General features: G+C 73.3%; 14 protein-coding genes. 8 read left to right on the forward strand and 6 right to left on the reverse strand.

Annotated features, from left to right (window positions below; translation table 11 throughout):
- Nucleotides 1-367: 367 nt before the first annotated feature.
- A complete protein-coding gene (locus tag MXD62_RS12155) occupies nucleotides 368-1,768 on the forward strand; it encodes a DEAD/DEAH box helicase (protein ID WP_198145622.1) in 1,401 nt (466 codons plus the stop codon).
- Between the two features lie 163 nt (nucleotides 1,769-1,931).
- Here the strand turns inward: MXD62_RS12155 and MXD62_RS12160 are convergent, their stop codons facing one another.
- Complete coding sequence (locus tag MXD62_RS12160; RefSeq protein WP_248829381.1) at nucleotides 1,932-2,108, reverse strand: hypothetical protein; 177 nt, start codon at nucleotides 2,106-2,108, stop codon at nucleotides 1,932-1,934.
- 295 nt (nucleotides 2,109-2,403) lie between these two features.
- Here MXD62_RS12160 and MXD62_RS12165 point away from each other — a divergent pair, with 295 nt between their 5' ends.
- From MXD62_RS12165 to MXD62_RS12175, 3 genes are all read left to right on the forward strand, one after another.
- Entirely contained in the window at nucleotides 2,404-3,927 is a 1,524-nt protein-coding gene (locus MXD62_RS12165) for an aminotransferase class V-fold PLP-dependent enzyme (protein WP_248829382.1), read from the forward strand.
- A 341-nt stretch (nucleotides 3,928-4,268) separates the two neighbouring features.
- Nucleotides 4,269-7,805, forward strand: coding sequence for a DNA polymerase III subunit alpha (gene dnaE, locus MXD62_RS12170; RefSeq protein ID WP_248829383.1), 3,537 nt, complete (start codon nucleotides 4,269-4,271; stop codon nucleotides 7,803-7,805).
- A gap of 329 nt (nucleotides 7,806-8,134) precedes the next feature.
- Nucleotides 8,135-9,601 (forward strand): cyclopropane-fatty-acyl-phospholipid synthase family protein, encoded by a 1,467-nt coding sequence (locus MXD62_RS12175; protein WP_248829384.1) that lies wholly within the window; start codon nucleotides 8,135-8,137, stop codon nucleotides 9,599-9,601.
- 73 nt (nucleotides 9,602-9,674) lie between these two features.
- Here MXD62_RS12175 and MXD62_RS12180 read toward each other — a convergent pair whose 3' ends face one another.
- A complete protein-coding gene (locus MXD62_RS12180; RefSeq protein WP_248829385.1) occupies nucleotides 9,675-11,276 on the reverse strand; it encodes an aldehyde dehydrogenase family protein in 1,602 nt (533 codons plus the stop codon).
- Nucleotides 11,273-12,733 (reverse strand): L-lysine 6-transaminase, encoded by a 1,461-nt coding sequence (lat, locus tag MXD62_RS12185; protein WP_248829438.1) that lies wholly within the window; start codon nucleotides 12,731-12,733, stop codon nucleotides 11,273-11,275. The genes MXD62_RS12180 and lat overlap by 4 nt, the downstream gene beginning before the upstream one ends.
- Before the next feature lie 391 nt (nucleotides 12,734-13,124).
- Here lat and MXD62_RS12190 point away from each other — a divergent pair, with 391 nt between their 5' ends.
- The 4 genes from MXD62_RS12190 to MXD62_RS12205 all read left to right on the forward strand — a co-directional run bounded on the left by MXD62_RS12190 (nucleotide 13,125) and on the right by MXD62_RS12205 (nucleotide 18,998).
- Entirely contained in the window at nucleotides 13,125-15,017 is a 1,893-nt protein-coding gene (locus tag MXD62_RS12190; RefSeq protein ID WP_248829386.1) for a protein kinase, read from the forward strand.
- 245 nt (nucleotides 15,018-15,262) lie between these two features.
- The gene (locus MXD62_RS12195) at nucleotides 15,263-17,278 is read left to right on the forward strand and encodes a serine/threonine-protein kinase (RefSeq protein ID WP_248829387.1); all 2,016 of its coding nucleotides are present in this window, start codon (nucleotides 15,263-15,265) and stop codon (nucleotides 17,276-17,278) included.
- Nucleotides 17,279-17,445: 167 nt separating this feature from the next.
- A complete protein-coding gene (locus MXD62_RS12200) occupies nucleotides 17,446-17,886 on the forward strand; it encodes a carboxymuconolactone decarboxylase family protein (protein WP_248829439.1) in 441 nt (146 codons plus the stop codon).
- A gap of 146 nt (nucleotides 17,887-18,032) precedes the next feature.
- On the forward strand, nucleotides 18,033-18,998 hold the full coding sequence (locus tag MXD62_RS12205; protein WP_248829388.1) for an ADP-ribosylglycohydrolase family protein: 966 nt from the start codon (nucleotides 18,033-18,035) through the stop codon (nucleotides 18,996-18,998).
- Nucleotides 18,999-19,108: 110 nt separating this feature from the next.
- Here MXD62_RS12205 and MXD62_RS12210 read toward each other — a convergent pair whose 3' ends face one another.
- The 3 genes from MXD62_RS12210 to MXD62_RS12220 all read right to left on the reverse strand — a co-directional run bounded on the left by MXD62_RS12210 (nucleotide 19,109) and on the right by MXD62_RS12220 (nucleotide 22,018).
- Nucleotides 19,109-20,227 (reverse strand): S8 family peptidase, encoded by a 1,119-nt coding sequence (locus tag MXD62_RS12210; protein WP_248829389.1) that lies wholly within the window; start codon nucleotides 20,225-20,227, stop codon nucleotides 19,109-19,111.
- A gap of 175 nt (nucleotides 20,228-20,402) precedes the next feature.
- Complete coding sequence (locus tag MXD62_RS12215) at nucleotides 20,403-21,344, reverse strand: hypothetical protein (RefSeq protein ID WP_248829390.1); 942 nt, start codon at nucleotides 21,342-21,344, stop codon at nucleotides 20,403-20,405.
- 140 nt (nucleotides 21,345-21,484) lie between these two features.
- On the reverse strand, nucleotides 21,485-22,018 hold the full coding sequence (locus MXD62_RS12220; RefSeq protein WP_248829391.1) for a peptidase inhibitor family I36 protein: 534 nt from the start codon (nucleotides 22,016-22,018) through the stop codon (nucleotides 21,485-21,487).
- Nucleotides 22,019-22,103 lie beyond the last annotated feature (85 nt).

The following is a 22,103-nucleotide window of genomic DNA, read 5'->3' on the forward strand; positions in this document are numbered from 1 at the left end:
ATGGCGGTCTCAGACCGCGGTTGGGTCCGGTCGCGTGAAAACCGGCCGCCCCCTGGCCGCCGGACAACACTTTCCGCGCTTGTAGACCACGCCGCATGGCGCGTGGAACCGACGTGGCGTTGTTCTGTCGGCCCTGACCTGATCGGCGGATCCCCTGACTCAGCCCCGCAGCACCCAGCCCACCCCCGCCCACCGTCCGGCCCGTCCCTCCCGGGGCGGCCGTACCCGTCCCACCGGACACGGCCGCGGCGGGCCTCGTCCCGCCCCGTTCCGCGGTGGTGAGCGCCCGGCGGCGCGCCCGGCGCTCGCCACCCGCTCCCCCCGTCCGCCCGCCGAGTCCTTCGCCGAGGCGGGCCTGCCCCCGCGGCTGGTCTCCGCGCTCGCGGACAAGGGCATCCACGGGCCGTTCCCGGTCCAGGCCGCCACGTTGCCCGACGTGCTGGCCGGCGAGAACGTGCTCGGCCGGGCCCGCACCGGCTCCGGCAAGACCCTGGCGTTCGGCCTGCCGCTGCTCGCCCGGCTCGCCACCACCGGCGCCGCCCGCCCCCGTCAGCCCCGCGGGCTGATCCTCGTCCCGACCCGTGAGCTGGCCCAGCAGGTCAACGACGTGCTGGCCCCGCTCACCCGGGCGCTGGGGCTGTGGATGACCCCGGTCTACGGCGGAACGTCGATCAGCCGGCAGATCTCGGCCCTGCGCCGGGGTGTGCACCTCGTCGTCGCCACCCCGGGCCGGCTCACCGACCTGGTCGAGCGCGACGCCTGCATCCTCGACGAGATCGAGATCACCGTCCTGGACGAAGCCGACTTCATGTGCGACCTCGGGTTCCTCCCGGCGGTCAAGGCGCTGCTGGACATGACCCCGTCCGACAGCCAGCGGCTGCTGTTCAGCGCCACGCTGGACCGCGAGGTCGAGGTCCTCGTCCGGGGCTACCTGCCCGAGCCGGTCCTCGTCGCCGTCGACCCGGAGGTGTCGCAGGTCTCGACCCTGGCCCGGCACGCGATGGAGTCCGTCGACCGCACCGCCCAGCTCCGGCTGGTCACCGCGCTCGCCTGCGGCGCCGGCCGCACCCTGGTGTTCGTGCGCACCCAGCGCGACGCCGACCGCGTCGCACAGGCGCTCACCGAGGCCGGGGTACCGGCCGAGCCCCTGCACGGCGGCATGCCGCAGGGGGCCCGCACCCGGGCGCTCGCCGGGTTCACCGACGGGTTCTACCGGGTTCTGGTCGCCACCGACGTCGCCGCCCGCGGCATCCACGTCGACGGCATCGGCCTCGTGCTGCACCTGGGCCCGCCCGAGGACGCCAAGACCTACCAGCACCGCGGCGGGCGCACCGCCCGGGCCGGGGCCGACGGCGCCGACGTCCTGGTGACCGTGCCGGCCGAGCGTGGCAAGGCCCGGTCGCTGCTGCGGGCCGTGGGCATCCCGACCCAGCCGGTCCCGACGCAGCCCGACGACCCGATCGTCGCCGAGCTCGCCGGACCGCCGGCGCCGCCGGTCGACCCGGCGACCATCCAGGCCCGCCGCCAGCGCAGCGACGGCCGGCGTGGTGACGGCCGACGCGACGGTGGCGGCCGCCGGGACTCCGCCCGGCGCGACGGCGCGCCGCGTGAGGGCGGCCACCGGCGCGGCGGGCCGGGCGCCCGCACCGCCGGCTCGACCTTCACCGGGGCGGCCCGCGACGCTCACCGCCCGGGCCGCCCGGCCCGGGGCCTGGCCCAGACGCGCCCCGCGCCGCGGGTGGACCCCCACCCCGCTCCCGGAGCCTGATCCCACCGCCTCGGGCCTGACTCCGACTTCGGGTCAGGCCCGGGGATGGCTCTCATACGAACGGTGCCCCGGAACGCGGAAGCGTTCCGGGGCACCGGTGGTTTCGCCTCGGTCTCCTGGATCGGTCGCGGGCCGCGACCTCCGGAGGATCACCCGACGGTGGTCAGAGCGAGGGCGAGACGCCCAGTCGCAGCCGCCTCGGGTTCGCCAGCGGGCCGAAGGAGAGCCCCTCGGTGCTCGTCTCCGAGAGGTCGGCGACGTCCGCCGTTACTGAGACCACCTCCCGCTGACCTGGCACCACAGACCCCACCTCGGGGCCAACCGACTCGTCCTGCTCCATGCGCAACACCTTTCCGAAGAGGCGCCGAATCGACACTGGATACCAAAACGGTATCGAGTGGACCCGCATCCTTACGCACCAGGTGTCTGCGGTCACAGTGATCCCGACCCGCCCCCGGCGCCGGGCCCGATGTGCTGTGATGCCGCGCCTCCAGTCGGGAGGGTCACGCCGGCGCGCGGGTGGGCCCGGATGTCCGGCATTCTCGGGACACAGCTCGCGGACGGGCCGGAACGGCCGACGGGAAGCAGGCGGCTCGGCGGCCGGCGCGGACCGTCCAGGACTGGAGGGGTGACCGGTGGCGGGAGGCCGACTCGACGGCACAGACGCACTCGACGGCACGGACACGCTGGATGGCACGGACACACCCGGCGGCACGGACACCCCGAACGGCGCGCAGACTTCGACGGCCCAGGCCGCGCAGGTCCGGGCGGCGACGGTCCGGGCCTTCGAGCATGTCGCGGGGTACCTGGACGGCCTGCGGGAGCGCCCCGTCGCCCCGGCCTCGGGATACGAGAAGATCCGCGCCCAGCTCGGCGGGCCGCTGCCGGCCGGGCCCTGCGATCCCGTCGAGGTCGTCGACACGCTCGCCGCCGCGGCGGCCGACGGGCTCACCGCCACCGGGTCGCCCCGCTTCTTCGGGTACGTGATCGGCGGGATCGTGCCCGCGGCGCTGGCCGCCGACGTGATGGCCGTCGCCTGGGACCAGAACGCGGGCCTGTCCAGCCTGGCCCCGGCGGCCGCCGCCGCCGAGTCGGTGGCCGGGTCGTGGGTCAAGGAGCTGCTCGGGCTGCCCGCGTCCGCCTCGGTCGGGATCACCACCGGCACGCAGATGGCACACGTGACCGCGCTGGGCGCCGCACGGCACCGGGTGCTGGCCCGCCACGGTTGGGATGTGGAGGCCGACGGCCTGCACGGGGCCCCACCGGTGCGCGTCCTCGTGGGCGCCGACCGGCACACCACGGTGGACGTCGCGCTGCGCCTGCTGGGGTTCGGTACCCGCCGGCTGACAGTGGTGGCCGCGGACGAGGCGGGGCGGATGCGGCCCGACGCGCTGCGCGCGGCGCTCGCGGACGGGTCCGGCCCGGCGATCGTGGTGGCCCAGGCCGGCGAGATCAACACCGGCGCCTTCGACCCGCTCGCGGAGATCTGCGCGATCGGCCACGAGCACGGGGCGTGGGTGCATGTGGACGGCGCCTTCGGGCTGTGGGCGGCCGTGTCCGCGTCGGCCCGGCGCCGGGACCTGGTCGCGGGGATGGCGGCTGCCGACTCCTGGGCCACGGACGGGCACAAGTGGCTCAACGTGGCCTACGACTGCGGGATCGCGATCGTCGCCGACGATCGGGCGCACCGGGCGGCGATGTCCACCCGGGCGGACTACCTCGTCCACGCCACGGACGGCGAGCTCGACCCCCTGGAGTGGACGCCGGAGTTCAGCCGGCGGGCCCGCGGGTTCGCCCTGTACGCCGCGCTGCGCTCGCTCGGGCGGTCGGGCCTGACCGAGCTGGTCGACCGCTGCTGCGCGCACGCGCGGCGCTTCGCCGTGTCCCTCGCCGCGCTGGAGGGCGTCGCGGTACTCAACGAGGTCGAGCTCAACCAGGTGCTGGTGCGGGTGGACGACGACGACGCGACGACCGCCGCGACCACGGATCTGGTGGTCGCGGGTGGGGAGGCGTTCGTGTCGGGCACGGTGTGGCGCGGCCGGGTGGCGATGCGGGTCTCGGTCTGCAACTGGACGACGACCGAGGCCGACGTCGACCGGGCGGTGGCGGCGGTGGCGGCCGCCCCCGCCCGGGCCCGCGCCGGCAGCCGGGAGGCGTAGTCCCGCGTGTAGTCCGATGAAGGGCCCGACGGGTGTACGACAGCCTGTTTGCGTGCCCCCGGGAGGGACACGTCGGCATCTTCCCGAAGTCCGTCCAGCGGGCCGGGTTAGGCTGCTGGGAAGACGCCGGACGACGACCGACACCCCACACGGACACCGAGAGACACAATGCCGTCACCGTCACCCCGAGAATCAACCTGAGGACAATTGAACGAGGGAACTACCTAAATCTCGTCACACGTTTCTCAGCGCGTCACCGAACACCCTGAGCCACCGCCCCAGCACCGCCTCCCACAGAGCATCGACCGGCGTGCCCTCCGCGCGCGGGAAGGTCCGACGACATGCCGAACTCTTTCGTCCACCTTCACGTTCACACCGAGTACTCGATGCTCGACGGTGCGGCACGACTCAAGGACATGTTCAACGAGGTCTCGCAGCAGGGCATGCCCGCCGTGGCGATCACCGACCACGGCTACATGTACGGCGCGTACGACTTCTACAAGCAGGCGACCGCGGCGGGCGTGAAACCGATCATCGGCTGCGAGGCATACGTCGCGCCGGAATCACGGCTGCTCAAGCAGCGCGTCCGCTGGGGCGAGCCGCACCAGAAGAGCGACGACGTCTCCGGCGGTGGCTCCTACACCCACATGACGATATGGGCGCGGAACGCCGAGGGCCTGCACAACCTTTTCCGGCTCAATTCCCGGGCGTCCATCGAGGGCCATTACATCAAGTGGCCACGCATGGACCAGGAGATCATCGCCGAGCACGCCGCGGGCCTGATGGCGACGACCGGGTGCCCGTCCGGAGAGGTCCAGACGAGGCTGCGGCTCGGCCAGTACGACGCCGCGCTGAAGGCCGCCGCGACCTACCAGGAGATCTACGGCCGCGACAACTACTACTGCGAGATCATGGACCACGGCATCGAGATCGAGCGCCGGGTCCGTGACGGGCTGGTCGACATCGCCCGCGCGCTCGACATGCGCTTCGTGGTCACCAACGACTCGCACTACACCTACGAGTCCGAGCGGACGACCCACGCCGCGCTGCTGTGCGTCCAGACCGCCTCGACGGTGGCGAACCCGTCCTTCCAGTTCGAGGGCTCGGGCTACTTCCTGAAGAGCGCCGAGCAGATGTACGCGATCGACACGTCCGACGCCTGGCAGCAGGGCTGCGAGACGACGCTGATGATCGCCGAGCGGGTCGACCCGGCCGGCATGTTCACCAAGCAGAACCTGATGCCGCGCTTCCCCGTCCCCGAGGGGGAGACCGACGAGTCGTGGTTCCGCAAGGAGACCTGGGCGGGCATGGCCCGCCGCTTCCCCGACGGGTTCGACGAGGAGCACCGCGCCCGGGTCGAGTACGAGCTCGGGGTCATCCTCGCGATGGGCTTCCCGTCCTACTTCCTGGTGGTCGCCGACTTCATCATGTGGGCGAAGAGCCAGGGAATCCCGGTCGGCCCCGGGCGCGGGAGCGCGGCGGGCTCCATGGTCGCCTTCGCCCTGGGCATCACCGACCTCGACCCCATCCCGCACAGCCTGCTGTTCGAGCGGTTCCTCAACCCCGACCGCGTCTCGATGCCGGACATCGACATCGACTTCGACGAACGTCGGCGCGGTGACGTGATCCGCTACGTCACCGAGAAATGGGGCGACGACCGCATCGCGCAGATCGTCACCTACGGCACCATCAAGGCGAAGGCCGCCATCAAGGACTCCTCCCGGGTCCTCGGCTACCCCTACGCGGTGGGCGACCGGATCACCAAGGCGATGCCGCCGGCCGTCATGGGCAAGGACATCCCGCTCGGCGGGATCTTCGATCCCAAGCACCCCCGCTACAGCGAGGCCGGCGAGATCCGGGGTCTCTACGAGTCCGACGCGGACGTCCGCAAGGTCATCGACACGGCGAAGGGCCTGGAGGGGCTCATCCGCCAGGCGGGCGTGCACGCCGCCGGTGTGATCATGTCGGCCGAGCCGATCATCGACCACATCCCGGTGTGGCGCCGCGACGCCGACGGCGCGATCATCACGCAGTTCGACTACCCGACCTGCGAGAACCTCGGCCTGCTGAAGATGGACTTCCTCGGCCTGCGCAACCTCACCGTGATGGACGACGCGGTGCGCAACGTGGAGGCGAACCGCGGCTTCAAGGTCGATCTGATGGGCCTGGAGCTCGACGACACCGCGTCCTACGAGCTGCTCGCCCGCGGCGACACCCTCGGGGTGTTCCAGCTCGACGGCGGGCCGATGCGCTCACTGCTGCGCATGATGCGCCCGGACAACTTCGAGGACATCTCCGCCGTCCTCGCCCTGTACCGGCCGGGGCCGATGGGCGCCAACTCGCACATCAACTACGCGCTACGCAAGAACGGCCAGCAGGAGATCACCCCGATCCATCCCGAGCTCGCCGAGCCGCTGGCCGACATCCTGGACACCACCCACGGCCTGATCGTGTACCAGGAGCAGGTCATGGCCATCGCGCAGAAGGTCGCCGGCTACACACTCGGCCAGGCCGACCTGCTGCGCCGCGCGATGGGCAAGAAGAAGAAGGAGATCCTCGACAAGGAGTTCGTGCCGTTCTCCGACGGCATGAAGGCCAACGGGTTCTCCGCGGCCGCCATCAAGACCCTGTGGGACATTCTCGTCCCCTTCTCCGACTACGCCTTCAACAAGGCGCACACCGCCGGCTACGGCCTGGTCTCCTACTGGACGGCCTATCTCAAGGCGAACTTCCCGGCCGAGTACATGGCGGCGCTCCTGACCTCGGTGCGCGACGACAAGGACAAAAGCGCGATCTACCTCAACGAGTGCCGCCGGATGGGAATCCGCGTCCTGCCGCCGGACGTGAACACCTCCGACGCCGACTACACCGCGCACGGCGACAACGAGATCAGGGTCGGCCTCGCCGCGATCCGCAACGTCGGCATCAACGTCGTCGAGTCGATCGTGCGCAACCGGAAGGCGAAGAGCCGGTTCACCTCGTTCCCCGACTTCCTCGACAAGGTCGACGCCGTCGCCTGCAACAAGCGCACGATCGAGTCGCTCATCAAGGCCGGTGCGTTCGACGCCCTCGGCCACACCCGCCGCGGCCTGGTGGAGAAGCACGAACAAGCCGTCGACGCGGTGATGGGCGTGAAGAAGAAGAACGCCGAGGGCCAGTTCGACCTCTTCGCCTTCGACGGCGAGGACGCCGAGGAGGACACCGCCCCCATCTTCGGCGTGCAGGAGTTCTCCGACCAGGAATGGGACAAGTCCGTACTGCTCTCCCACGAGCGGGAGATGCTCGGGCTCTACGTCTCGGACCATCCGCTGCTCGGGGTCGAGCACATCCTCGCGGCGAAGGCCGACTGTGGCATCGCCTCCCTCAACGGCGGCGACTACCCGGACGGCTCGGTCGTCACCATCGGCGGGATCATCTCCAGCCTGCAACGCAAGGTGACCAAGCAGGGGAAGCTGTGGGCCCTGGCCACCGTGGAGGACCTCGAGGGCGGCCTGGAGGTCATGTTCTTCCCGGCGACCTACGAGACCTGCTCGACCCAGCTCGCCGAGGACGCGGTCGTCATCGTCAAGGGGCGGGTCGACAAGCGGGAGGACACCCCGCGCCTGGTCGCCTCGGATCTGACCGTGCCCGACCTCAGCGAGCACTCCCTGAGCCCGCCGGTGGTGATCACCCTGCCGGCGTCGCGGGTCAACCCGCCCACCGTCGATCGGCTGCGCGAGGTGCTCGGTGACCACCCCGGCACCACCGAGGTCCACCTGCGCCTGCAGTCGGCGAGCCGCACGACCCTGCTCCGGCTCGACGACGCTTACAAGGTGCAGCGGACGGCCGCGCTGATGGGTGACCTCAAGGCCCTGCTGGGGGCCTCCGCCGTCGCCTGAACAAACCCCGGCCGGGGCCCCTGCCCAGGGCTCCCGCCGCGGTCCGACCCCTGCCGTCGCCTCCTCCGCGCGACGCTGGCTGGTGGCCCATCACCGCGACACGCGCGACGCGATCCGCGACACCGTTTGCGACACCCCTCGCCGGGGGGAGCATGGGCGTTGACGTGGGTTCGCGTCGCCCTGCCTTCGCCGACGCCGCCCCTGGCAGACTGATGGGCCGAGTTCCGCGTGCACCGCGAGACCGGCCTCCGGGCCGCGTGGCGCACCGCGCGGGCCCGGTGGCGGCGCCTCCGGCAGGCGGACCCGGTATCCCGGGACCGGAGGAGAATGTGACGGTCGATCGTCCCGTCGACACAGAACCCGACCAATCCGCGCTCGACCAGCCCGCGCTCGATCACCAGCCCGCCGCCGCGACACGGCCGGACCGGCCCTCAGCGCCGCCGCTGACGGCCAACGCGGGGCCGCCTCGGCAGTGGAGCCCCCCGACGACCCGGCCCGCGGGCTTCGACTGGCCGCCCGAGGTCGACCGGGCCGGCCGGGACCTGCTGCTCGACCTGTTCGGGCCAGACCCGGAAGTCCGCGTCGAGATGTGGGACGGATTCATCCTCGGGCCCGACACCTCGACGAAGGTGGTCATCCGCTCGCCGCACGCGCTGCGACGGGCGCTGTTCCACCCCGGCGAGCTGGGGTTCGCCCGCGCCTACGTGGCCGGCGACGTCGAGATCGACGGGGACGTCTTCGCCGCGCTGGCGCTGCGGGAGCGGATCGCGCGGCTGCGGCCGTCCCCGGCGGCGGTGCGGGCGCTGGCGGTGCTCGTCCGCCAGTTCGGCCCGCGGCCGCCGCAGCCGCCGCCCGAAGAGGCCCGGATGCGCGGGCGCGGCCGGCAGCACAGCCGTTCCCGCGACGCCGCCGCGATCTCCCACCACTACGACGTCTCGAACGACTTCTACCGGCTGGTCCTCGGGCCGTCCATGACCTACTCGTGCGCGGTCTGGGACTCACCGGCCACCAGACTGACCGCCGCGCAGACAGCCAAGCACGAGCTGGTCTGCCGCAAGCTCGGTCTGCGGCCCGGCGAGCGGCTGCTGGACATCGGCTGCGGCTGGGGCAGCATGGCGCTACATGCCGCGCGCCACCACGGTGTCCAGGCGGTGGGGATCACGATCTCCGCGGAGCAGGCGGCCGAGGCACGCCGCCGGGTCACCGAGGCGGGCCTGGAAGACAAGATCGAGATCCGCCTGCAGGACTACCGGGAGATCACCGACGGCCCGTTCGACGCGATCAGCTCGGTGGGCATGGTCGAGCACGTCGGCCGGGCGAAGCTGCCGATCTACTTCGACAACCTGTTCCACCTGCTCCGGCCGGGCGGGCGGCTGCTCAACCACGGCATCTCCTTCCCCGGCGACCCGGTCGGGGCCGCCCGCGGCCGGCCGCGGCTCGGTCCGCTCCCACTGCCCCGCGACGCCGACTTCCTGCACCGCTACGTCTTCCCCGACGGGGAGCTGCACGAGATCGGCGCGCTCGTCACGCTGATGCAGGCCGGCGGCTTCGAGGTGCGCCACGTGGAGAACCTGCGCGAGCACTACGCGCTGACGCTGCGGGCGTGGGTCGCCAACCTGGAGAACCGGTGGGACGAGGCGGTCGCGCTGGTCGGGGCGGGCCGGGCCCGGGTGTGGCGGCTGTACATGGCCGGCTCCGCGCTCAGCTTCGAGGCCGGCCGGTCGCAGATCCACCAGGTGCTCGGCGTGCGCCCCGACTCCGGCGCCTCGCACCAGCCACTGCGGCCGTCGTACTGACCGGCCGTCGTACTGACCGGCCGCCTTCCTGAACGGCCGCGGCGCCCGGGCCGGGGTCGGGTCCCCGGTCCGGTCACCGCGGCAGGCGGAAGCCGAGGTCGGCCGGGGGGACGGAGACGTCCAGCTGGGCCTTCTGGAGGCGGCCGGAGAGTTCCCAGGTCAGGGACTGCCAGCGGGTCACCTGGTCGAGGACCCACTGGCCGGACTGACGGGCGCCGTTGCCGGAGCGCCCGTTGCCGCCGAAGGGCAGGTGCGCCTCGGCGCCGGAGGTGGAGGTGTTCACGCTGACCATGCCCGCGCGCACCCCGCGCCGGAAGCGCCGGACGGTCACCGGGTCCCCGGTGAAGATCGCCGAGGACAGCCCGTAGCCGGGCAGGTTCGCGAGCTCGACGGCCTCCTCCAGGTGGCGGTAGGTGGTCAGCCCGACGATCGGGCCGAAGGTCTCCGCGGTGAACAGCTCGTCGTCGGGGCGCACCCGGTCGACGACGACCGGGTGGTAGTAGAGGCCGGTCTCGGGGTCGCCGACGAACCCGCGCCGCGGGCTGGCCGGGCCGATCCGGCCGAGCGCGGTGGACCCGAACGGCTCGTGGTGGTCGCGGACGCACGCCAGATGATCCTCGAACCCGGCGGCGAACCGCGCGTCGAGCAGCGGGCCGTAGAGGACGTCCCGGGTCGGGTCGCCGAGCACGGCGCCGCTGACGGCCGCGGCCAGCCGGCGCCGGAACGCGCCGTGCACCGACTCGTGCGCGATCACCGTGCCCAGCGAGGTGCACCGCTGGCCGGCCGTCCCGAACCCGGCGAACAACGCGGCGGCGACGGCGGCGTCCAGGTCGGCGTCGGGGGCCACGACCATCGGGTTCTTGCCGCCCAGTTCCAGGCAGGGCGACTGCAGGTGCCGGCCGCAGAGCGCGCCGACGAAGCGGCCGACGGCCGTCGAGCCGGTGAAGCCGACCTTGTCGACGAGGCCGGCGTCCAGGGCGCGTTCGAGGCCGAGCGAGGTGGCCGGGCCGTCGGCGAGGACGAGGTTCGCCACCCCGGGCGGAACGCCGGCGGCGGTCAGCAGGTCCATCAGGGCCGCGGCGCAGGCGGCGGCGTACTCGGCGGGCTTCCACACCACCGCGTTGCCGGTCAGCAGCGCCGGCACCAGATACCAGGACGGCACCGCCACCGGGAAGTTGCCGGCAGTGATCACCATGACCACGCCGAGCGGCTCACGGTAGGTGAACAGCTCCCGGTCGGGCATCTCGGACGGCACCGTCTGGCCGTGCGGGCGCCGGCCCTCGCCGCGGAACAGCGCGCAGGTGTCGATGATCTCGCGGACCTCCCCGCGCGCCTCTGCCAGCGGCTTGCCGATCTCCCGGGTGACCAGCCGGGCCAGTGTCTCCGCGTTGTCCTCGACGAGCCGTCCGAAGGCGCCGACGACCTCGCCGCGCACCGGCGCCGGGACGTCGGCCCACTCCCGCTGGGCGGCGCGGGCGGCGGCCGCGGCGGCGACGATGGCCTCCGCCCCGTCCAGCACGACCTCGGCGACCACGTCGCTGAGGCGGGCCGGGTTCGTCGAGCTGACGACGCGCGCGGTCTCCGGGGCGATCCCCGCCGGGCCGGCCGCGGCGTACAGGTCGTGCTGGCGGCCGCCGATCACCGCCGCCACCCGGCGTGGATGAACGAGTGTCATCGCGGTCCTTTCTCGTGTGCGGGGGCGGCCGGTGCCGCGGGGACGGCCGGTGCCAGGGGAGCGATCGGTGCCATGGGGACGGTCGGTGCCACGGAGGCGTCCAGGGAGGTGAGCACGCGGTCGAGGGCCTCCACCCCGGCGGCGAGCTCCTCGGCGCCGGCGGTGAGCGCCGGGCGGAAGCGCAGCGCCCGCTCCCCCGCCGGCAGCAGCAGGACGTGCTCGCGTTCCCGCAGCAGCCGGACGGCCTCGTCGCGCCGGGCGCGGTCGGGCAGGTCCACGGCGCACATCAACCCACGGCCGCGGGCGTTGCGCAGCAGGCGGGGGTGACGGCGGGCCAACTCCTCGAGCCCAGCCAGCAGTCCGGCACCCAGGGTGGCGGCCCGGTCGAACAGCCGCTCCGACTCCATGATCTCCAGCATCCGCCGGGAACGCACCATGTCGACGAGCCCGCCGCCCCAGGTGGAGCTGATCCGGCCGGGCAGCCGGAAGACGTTGTCGGCGACCTCGTCCACCCGCCGCCCGGCCATCACCCCGCCGAGCTGGACCTTCTTGCCGAACGCGACGACGTCCGGGCGCAGGCCGAGCTGGGTGTGCGCCCAGGCGGAGCCGGTCAGGCCCACCCCGGTCTGCACCTCGTCGACGACGAACAGCGCGTCGTGGCGCTCGCACAGCGCCGCCATCGCGCGCAGGAACTCGCCCCGCAGGTGGTTGTCCCCGCCCTCGCCCTGGATCGGCTCGGCGAGGAAGCAGGCGATGTCGTGGCGGTGGCGGTCGAACGCCTCCTCGGCCTGGGCGAGCGCGCGCCGTTCGGCGGCGGCCACCGCGTCCAGCGCCGCGCCGGTGCAGGGGAAGGTCATCGCCGGGCAGTCGATCCGCGGCCAGTCGAAGACCGGGAAGCGCGCGGTCTTCACCGGCTCGGTGTTGGTCACCGAGAGGGTGTACCCGCCGCGGCCGTGGAACGCCGACCGCAGGTGCAGCACCCGCCCGCCGAGCTCGGCGGGGCGCCCGTGTGCCTCGTTGTGTCGGCTCTTCCAGTCGAACGCGCACTTGAGGGCGTTCTCGACGGCGGCCGACCCGCCCTCGACGAAGAACAGGTGCGGCAGTTCCGGGTCGCCCAGTACCCGGGCGAAGGTCTCGACGAACTCGGCGTAGGCGACGGTCGCCAGGTCGGGGTTCGCCGGTTTGTTGACGGCCGCCCGGGCGAGCTCGGCGAGGAACTCCGGGTCGCCCAGCAGGGCCGGCGGGTTGATCCCGAGCGGCGCGGAGGCGAAGAAGCTGTAGAGGTCGAGGTAGCGCGTCCCGGTGCGGGCGTCGACGATCGTGCTGCCCGTGCTGGCCGTCAGGTCGCAGACGACGTCGTATCCGTCGGTCAGGACGTGTCTGGACAACATCGGGATCACGTCGGCCGGCTCCGGCCGGGCCCGGCTCCCCTCGCCCGCACGGCCCGCGACACTCATGACGGCCACGGCCGGCCTCCTTCCGCACCGCGCGGCCGGCCCACGAGGACGTCCGCGTCAGGGCACCAGGGTCGCGGGTACCGAGCGGAACCGCGATCCGATCACGGCGGGCCGGCCCCGCGGACCGTCGGCACCCGGCCGCCCGCCACCCCACCACCGGTACGAACCATGCTCTACCAGGACAGACCAGACATCAATACAGGCACCTGGCGTGGTGCGTCCACCCTGCCTTCTGGGAACATCCCAGTCTGGGATCACCGGAAAAGTCCGACCGGTCGCGTTCCGGCGTCCCCGACGGGTTCCACCCGGAACGTCCGGCGTCACCACGCACCGGGCGGGCCACCACCGAGCGCCGCAGGGCGCCCCCGCACGAGGAGGTATCCAGGACGCGGTGCTGACGCCCCTGACCACGGACGATCCGCAGCGGATCGGTCCGTACCGGCTGGCCAACCGCATCGGCGCGGGCGGCATGGGCATCGTCTACCTCGGCTTCTCCGACGACGGCAAGCCGGCCGCGATCAAGGTTCCCTCGGCGGGGCTGGTGGACGACCCCGAGTTCCGCGCCCGCTTCCGCCAGGAGGTGGACGCCGCCCGCCGGGTGCGCGGCAACGCCGTAGCCGCCGTCATCGACGCCGACCTCACCGGGACGCGCCCGTGGATGGCCACCGAGTACGTCGAGGGCCGCAACCTCACCGACGCGGTCGCGACCCGGGGCCCGTTCGACGAGCGCCTGCTCACCGGGCTCGCCGTCGGTCTGGCCGACGCCCTGGTCGCCATCCACGCCGCCGGCGTGGTGCACCGCGACCTCAAACCGTCCAACATCCTGCTGGCCTGGGACGGGCCCCGCGTCATCGACTTCGGCATCGCCCGGGCCGAGAACAACACCTCGCACACCCGGGCCGGCAGCCTCATCGGCACCCTGACCTGGATGGCACCCGAGCAGCTGCGCGGAGAGCGGGCCGGGCCGGCCGCCGACGTCTTCGCCTGGGGGGCGTGCGTCGCGTTCGCGGCGGCCGGGCAGCCGGCGTTCCGCGGCGACCGGGCCGAGGCCGTCGGCCTGCAGATCCTCACCGGCGAGCCGGTGCTGGAACGCCTGCCACCGACCATCGAGCCGCACGTGCGCGCCGCGCTGCGCAAGGAGCCGGCCGCGCGGCCCAGCGCCGCCGAGATCCTCGGCGGGCTGCTCGGTCGGCCGGTCAGCGGCCCGGCCGACTCGGACGCGGCGACCGGGCTCCTGATGAGCCGGTGGTGGAACCTGCCGCCGACCCCGCCCGAGGGCGCCACGCCACTGCGCGGGCACCCGCCGGCGGGCAGTCATCCCCGGGACGCCGATCCACACGGTGCCGGTCCACGGGGCGGCCCACCTCCCGGCGGCTCCTACCGGGACGCCCGTCCCCACGACGGGTATCCGGGCGGAGCGCAGCTCCAGCCCGGCCACCGGCCGAACCCCGGCCCGCCGGACGCCGGCTACCGCGGTCCGGACTCCGGACCGCGCGGCGGCTGGGCCGACTCCGACCAGTCCGGCGGTGGCTGGCCCGGCTTCGGTGGGCCGGGCGCGGGACCGCCCGGAGCGGGACGCCCGGACGGCGGCGGACGGCCCGATCACGGCCGCCGCGGGATGCCCGTGGCCGTACTCGCCGCCCTGGCGGTGCTGCTCGTCGTCGGTGGCGTCACCGCGGGAGCCCTGCTGCTGTCGGGCGGCGATGGGGACGGCGGCCAGGCCGGCCCGTCCACGGGGCCGGGCGTGACCGCCACCCTGAGCGGCCCGTCCACCGCCCCCGACGGCGGGCCCACCGCCTCGGCCGGGCCGACCGGGCCGGTCACGAACCCGACGAGCCCCGGCTCGGGTGCCACCACGGTGCCGCCGACCACGCCGGGGAGCGGGCCGACGTCCACCTCGACGCCACGGCGGGTGATGACCGCCGACGAGGCGGCCGGGGTTGTCCGCGAGCATGGCTACACCCCCGACATGGGCTCCTACGACCCGGACCGGATGCTCAACCTCGTCCGCGGCACCAGACAGGGGGATGACGGCCGGCAGCGCCAGACAGCGTTCGTCTTCGCCGACGGCGAGTACCAGGGCACCGACACCAAAGCGCCGAGCAACGCCATCACGGTGGAGGTCAGGACGAACACCGACGCAACGGTGACCTACCAGACCTACGTCGCGAACGGAACGACACCCACGGGGACGACGTCGGTGCGTTTCCGCTGGAACGGCACGGATTTCGTGGCCCTCGACCCCATCCCGTCCGATGATCCGACGGTGGACAACCACCGCTGACGTGGCCATCGAGAACCGGCGGCCCACCCCCCAACCGGGCGAGTGTGACGGGCACAACGGACGCACCCGGACGGGCCTACCGCGATTCGGGCACGAGAGTTGGCATTGTGGGACGCCTGACACAGTCGGGCGAAAGCAGCGCGCTCACGACATCACGGACAGCGTCACATCACGGACAGAGGGCGGACGACGCCCACGGCAGGATCGACGCAGCGGCCCGGCCGGGCCGGTAACGAGGGGGCACGGTGCTGACACCGCTGGCGGCGGGTGACCCCCGGCGCATCGGCCCGTTCGAGATCCACAACAGGATCGGCGCCGGCGGGATGGGCTCGGTGTACCTCGGGTTCACCGCCGAGGGCCGCGCCGCGGCCGTCAAGGTGCCCGCCGAGGGCCTCGCCGGCGACCCCGAGTTCCGCGCCCGGTTCCGGCGCGAGGTCGAGGCCGCCCGCCGGGTCCGCGGCCGCGCCGTCGCCGCGGTCGTCGACGCCGACCCCGACGCGACCTCGCCCTGGATGGCCGTCGAATACGTCGAGGGCACCAGCCTCGCCGACGCGGTGATCCGGCACGGCCCGCTCGAGCAGCGGCTGCTGCACGGCTTCGGGGTAGGCCTCGCCGACGCCCTCGTCGCCATCCACGCGGTCGGCGTGGTACACCGCGATCTCAAGCCGTCCAACATCCTGCTCGCCTGGGACGGGCCGAAGGTGATCGACTTCGGCATCGCCCGGGCCAGCGGCACCCCGACCCACACCCGCACCGGCATCCTCGTCGGCACCCCCGCCTGGATGGCGCCCGAACAGCTGCGCGGCGAGCGCGCGACCCCGGCGGCCGACGTGTTCGCCTGGGGTGCCTGCGTCACCTACGCGGCGACCGGGCACCCGCCCTTCGGCGGCGCCGAGCCGGCCGACGTGCTGACCGCGCTACGCCGCGACGAGCAGCCCGACCTCGACGGCGTCCCGCCGGACCTGCTGGCCGCCGTGCGGGCGGCGCTGGCCCGCCGGCCCGAGGCCCGCCCGAGCGCGGCGGAGCTGGTCCGGACGCTGGTCACCGAACCCGGCTCGCGCGGCGGCTCCCCTGATCCCGCCCGGGCGGCCGCGAACGCGCTCACCCCGTGGCAGTGGGAACCGCCCGCGTCACTCGCGCACCACCCCGCCCAATCCGGCCGGGATGAGCGACCGGCCGCCGAGCGGGCCGAACGACCAGACCGGGGCGAGCGACCGGACCGGGACGAACGGGCGACGCAGACGGCGCGCGGGGAACGAGAACGCGGGGAGCGGGGCGAGCGCGGAGAACGTGCCGGACGGATCGCGGCCGCGGCCGGCGCGGTGGCCGGCGCCGCCGACCCGGCGAAGTTCCGCGCCGTCGACCGGCCCACCCAGCCACTGGCGACCCGCGCGGACCCCGGTTCCTGGGAGGAGCCCCCGGGTGGGGACTCCTCCCTCGGCACCGTGCCCGTGCCACGGTTGTCGGCGCTGGCCGACAACCGGAACGAGATCACCGACCCGTCGATCCGGCCGCGCCGGACCGCCACCGTGGCCTCGGTGTCGGCGTTCAACGCGGCGGAGGTGACAGGGCCGTTGCTGACCACCCAGGCCCCCGCCGCCACCGGGGCCGGTGGGGCCGGTGGGGTCGGTGGGGCCGGTACCAGTACCGGTAGCGCCGCCGGCGGCGCCGGTACCCGGGCCGGTGCCGGCGACCAGCCGACCGGCCGCGACCGCGAGCCGGACCACCCAGGTGGCGCCAGGGCGGAGCCGGGGGCCTGGCCGCCCGACCCGCGGGCGTGGCTGAGCCTGCTGGCGGCATCCGGCCGGCGGGACCGCGCCGCCATGGTCGCGGCCGTCGTCGCCTTCGGGCTCGTCGTCGGCGTGGTCGTCCTGCTCACCGCGTCGGACGCCTCCCGGGCGGAGAGCAGCCCGAGCCGCCCGTCCCCGGGCCCGTCGCAGCGGGGCGTCACCGCCACCACCGCGTCCGCCCCCACCTCCCGGCCCACCATGGTCGCGCCGACCACCGTCGCGCGTACCGGCCGTGCCGAGCCGGGGCAGGGCAGCGCGCCGCCGACCCAGGCCGGCATCCCGGCCGGCCCGGAGCCGCCGGCGGACGTCCAGACCGACCCGTCGGCGCAGGCGACACCGACGCACGCCGTCTCCCCCACCGGCGACGCCTCCGCCCCGCCGACACCCGACCCGTCGCTCTCGGCGACACCGTGCGCCGCCGGAGCCCGGCCGGAGGGTGTTGTCGCCACCGCCACGCCCGAGCCCTGCTGACAGGACGCCCCACCGACGCCGACGCCCCGGCCCACCCGCTGGCGGCGCCCCGACGCAGCCCCGAGCATGTGACCGGGAGCACATCGAGACGGTGTCACGGTGCGCCCCGGGACGTCGTCGTCGAGGTGGAACCATCCCACGGCACGCACGATGACGAGGAGGTCACCATGCAGCGCATGGACATGGCGAGCGTCGTACCGAACGCCTACAAGGCGGTGATGGGCCTGGAGAAGTACGTCCGGTCGACCGTCGACGGGACCGTGCTGGAACTGGTGAAGCTGCGCGCGTCGATCCTGAACGGCTGCGCGTTCTGCGTGGACATGCACAGCCGCGACGCGCTCGCCGCCGGCGAGACGAGCCGGCGGCTGTTCGCGGTCGCCGCCTGGCACGAGTCGCCCTTCTTCAGCGAGAAGGAGCGGGCGGCGCTCGCACTGACCGACGCCGTCACCCGGCTCGGCCAGGACGGCGTCCCCGACGACGTGTGGGACGGCGCGACGAAGGTCTGGAGCGAGGAGGAGGTGGCGAACCTGGTGGTCGCCATCGCGACGATCAACGTCTGGAACCGCGTCGCGATCTCGACCCGCACCCAGCCTCCCGCGACGGTCTGACCGTCCGCGGACGGCGAGGCGGATCGCGAAAACGGTGAACCGTGGCGGCCTGAGCGAGTCCATAGTGACACTCAGCCGCCACGCATCGCCCCGGACTGCGTCGGGGCATCCGGGGGCGTTGGGATGGCTCGCTGGGGGAGGGTGTCGTGACGTCCAGGGGCCAGACATTCGCGGGCGACCAGCCTGGCGCGGCGTCCGCGGCGGGGCGGATCGCGGGGGCGCTGACGGCGTACGCGTGCGGCGACGCCTTCGGGCTCCCGTGGGAGGGAAGCGCACCGCGGGACGTCGACCTCCGGCGGGCCGCGGACATCCCGGCCCGCGGGCGGTGGGAGCGTGGCAGCACCTCCGACGACACCGCGCTGACTCTGCTCGTCGCGGAGCACCTGACCACCCACGGCGGCGCGGGTGATCCGGCCGCGCTGATGGGGACGCTGGCCGACCGGGCGGCGTCGATCTACGGGCTGGGCCCGAGCACGATCGCCGCGATCGACCATTTCCGCGCACACGGGAGGCCACCGGCGCGGGGCGGCCGTACCAACGGCGCCCTCATGCGGGCGCTGCCGATCGGCTGGGCGACCGCGCCGGAGGCGACGGAACGGCGCCGTCAGTGGGTGCGCGCGCTGTCGGCGATCACCCATCCCGACCCGGTCGCGCAGGCCGCGGCCGCCGTCGCCGCCGCCTGCGCATCCTGGGCGGTCGAGGGCGTGGACGGGCCGATGCTGCTGGCCGTGGCGGCGGCGGAGGCCGACGAGCTGGCAGGGGTCGACGCGGTTCAGTCACTTTCCGCTCTGGTGAGGGCGATCGAGCGGGGACGGTGGGCACCACCGCCGGCCGGGGTCAGCCTCGACCCGGTGGAGACCCTCGGTGCCGTGTTGCACTGCGTGGCGACGCGGCCGACGCTCGGCGCGGCGCTGACGGCCGCGATCGGTCTCGGCGGGGACACCGACACGGTCGCCGCCCTCACCGGCGGAATCCTGGGGGGCCGGCACACGCCCGAGGAGATCCGCGCGGAACTCCCCTGGAGCTCACGTGCCCTGCTCCCGCCCCGGGGCACGATCGACGTCCTCGCGGACGGCCTGGCCACACTGCGCGAGCCGGGCTCGGCGGGCTGACGCGAAGCGCGCCTCCCCCGCCGAGCCCGGCCTTGTACTGGGCTGCCTCAGGTTTTCAAGATCGTTTTTACTCGAGGCGGAACGTCAACATTGTTGACTATCTTGATGGGTCAGAAGCCCGACCCGCGTGAGTAGAGCAGCAGGTTCGGCGAGCCGGCGCCGATGTCGGTCAGCGCGCCGCGGGTCGCGGTGTCCACGATCGCGTCGCGCACCCTGTCGGGCCCGGCGCCGGGATGCTGCTGCAGGTAGAGCGCCGCCACACCGGTGACGTGCGGGGTCGCCATCGACGTCCCGCTGATGGTGTTGGTGGCGGTGTCGGAGGTGTTCCAGTCCGAGGTGATCCCGGTCCCCGGAGCGAAGACGTCCACGCAGGAGCCGAAGTTGGAGTACGTGGTGTCCCGGCTGTCGGCGGTCGTCGTCGCCCCGACGGTGATCGCCCGGGGCACCCGCGCGGGCGAGATGGCGCAGGCGTCGCCGTTGCTGTTTCCCGCGGCCACCGAGTACACCAGGCCGGAGGCGATCGACTGCCGCACCGCCTGGTCGAACGCCCGCGACGCACCACCGGTCAGGCTCATGTTCACCACGGCGGGGCCACTGCCGTGATGGGCGGTGACCCATTCGACGCCGGCTATGACGCCGCTGACGGTGCCGAACGCGGCGCAGTCCAGAACACGCACCGAGACGAGCCGCACCGACTTGGCGACGCCGTGCGCCGTTCCCCCGGTCGTTCCGGCGACGTGCGTGCCGTGGCCGTTGCAGTCCTCGGTTCCGTAACCGTCATCGATGACGGAGAAACCGCCGGAGGCGCGGCCACCGAAATCCCGGTGGCCGGTGCGGATACCGGTGTCGACAATGTAGGCGGTGACCCTGGCGCCGGTCGAGACGTACGTGTACGCCCGGTTCAGTGGGAGCTTGCGCTGGTCGATGCGGTCCAGGCCCCAGTCTGCCGTTCGCTGCTCGGTATCGGCCCGCACCACCTGGTCGGGTTCCACGTAGGCGACCTCGGGATCCGCCCGGACGGCGGCAAGCTGCGCCGGGTCGAGCTGCGCGGAGTACCCGTTCAGCGTGTACTGGAACTCGCGGGTCACCTGGGCACCGAGATTCCGGGCCCGGGTCGCGGCCGCCGCGGAGGCGGCCACCGAGGGCGCGGATTTCAGCACCACGATGTAACGGCCGGTGAGGTCGGGCGGCGCCGCGGACGCGGCACCCGGAGCAGTTAACTGGGTCATCGCCACTGCGCCGATGAATCCACAGGTAGCCGCGGCCCGGAGTAGATGTCTCTTCACTGCTGCGTACTTCTCCTAACCCGGCCGGAGGATATCCGGCCTCGTCGCGCGTGATTCCGCTTGGTGACTGGAAGCCGAACTTCGGTTCGCTTTCGCTGACTTCCTCGGGCTGGCAGGGCTAACCGAGTCCGAGGCTCCGCACGACCTTCAGCTGGATCTCGTTGGTGCGCCTGATGCGCTCCAACGGCTCCCGATTCACGGCGACCTCGGGGCGCTGGATCTCCGACTCGACGGTGAACCAGACGCCGACCAGATTGGTCTGCCGCTTACAGGCGATGTCCGTGGTCGCGACGGTGATCTCCGCCGCCGACACCGGCCCGCTGCGGAAACGCGGGTCGCTGGCGGCCGCCAGCGGTGTCGGGTAGTCGAAATGATGGCCGTGCATGCACCTCGACCAGGCCCGCAGCGCCGCGCGTACCCGGGGGTCACGTCCGGAGTCGACATAGCTGTCCTGGGCGAGCCGCTGGGCGAGGTACATGTCCTCGACCGGCGGTGCGCCCGCGGTCAACCGGTGCTGCGCCTCACCGGAACAGCCGCCGTCCGGCACGGCCTGGCCCGCGACCGTCCCGCCGCCGGTCCCGGTGAGCACCTCCAGCGTCCGGGGATCGACCGGTCCCGCCGATCCCGCCGGTCCCCCGGGCTTCGACCGGCCGGACCCGGGATCGGCACCGGAGTCGGGATCGGGCTCCGACACCCGGAATCCGGTCGCCCTGGCCTGTTCCAGGTCGGTGATGCCGTAACGGCGCTCGTTCAGCGTGGCCGGTCCGTCCACCGCGCCGGACCGCTGCGGGCTGGGCAGCCCGAACCGGTGCATGCACTCGGCGAGCAGAATCCGGTAGGACCGCGCGACCGCTTCGGACTCCCGCGGCCCGAGCAGGTAGCGGTCGAGCGGAAGGTGCAGCGCGGCGCCGTCGAGCAGCGCCGGCGGGCTTGTTGCCGACACCGTGGCCGCCGGCACCAGCGCGGATGCCAGCAGGCAGCGCGCGGCCCGCCGCGGCCACCGGGCATCGATCCACCGGCGGGGAGCAGGGCACCGGTGGCGGTCCGCCCTGGAGGGCATCGAGTCTCCTCTCGTTCCACCACCGGACTCCGGCCGACGACCCCGGAGCCGGTCCCCGTCACAGGTGACGGGGACCGGCTCCGCACAGCGTCCCGCCGGCGGGAGCGGTGAAATCAGGACGGATCAGCCGTTGGTCCGGCTCAGATCCACTGGAACGACTCGACGTTGTTGCGGAACGTGCTGGTGAAGTTTCCCCCGCTGTTCGGGGCAATGGTTCCGTTGGTACCGGTGTAGTTCACGCCGGTGTAGACCCGGGCAGTCAGGTGGCGGTCGTAGTTCCAGACGGACTCCGAGTTGTTGCCCACCCAGGAGCCCTGGCCCGCACCCGGCGAGTTGAACTGGTTGTTGTTGAGGTTGCTGTCCGAGAAGAAGAAGTCCGCGTGGCTGCCCGAGTAGTTCTGGAAGTACCACAGGCAGAGGTCGCCGTCGCCGTTGCTGTACAGGTTGCAGGCGCCGTCCAGGTGCGCGGCGCCGACACCCCCGGTGCTGTTACGGCTGGCCTTGGTCGAGGACGCCCCGACACTCGAGACGCTCGCCGGCGCGGGCGCGTCGACCTTCGGGCTGGTGACGGAGCCGGTGGCCGCGCCGGCCGGCTGCCCGACCGCGACCATTCCGGCCATGAAGGCCCCGCCGAACGCGATGGCCATGCCGCGACGAATGGCTGTTCTGTTCATGAAGAAGCTCCTTGCGTAGTTGGGTCGGTTCGTGCGTGCCGCTCCCGCGACGGCATCTGGATCACTCTCCGGAAAGTTGATCGAA

The organism is Frankia sp. Mgl5 (genome assembly GCF_023242985.1).
GTDB classification, from domain to species: Bacteria; Actinomycetota; Actinomycetes; order Frankiales; family Frankiaceae; genus Parafrankia; species Parafrankia soli.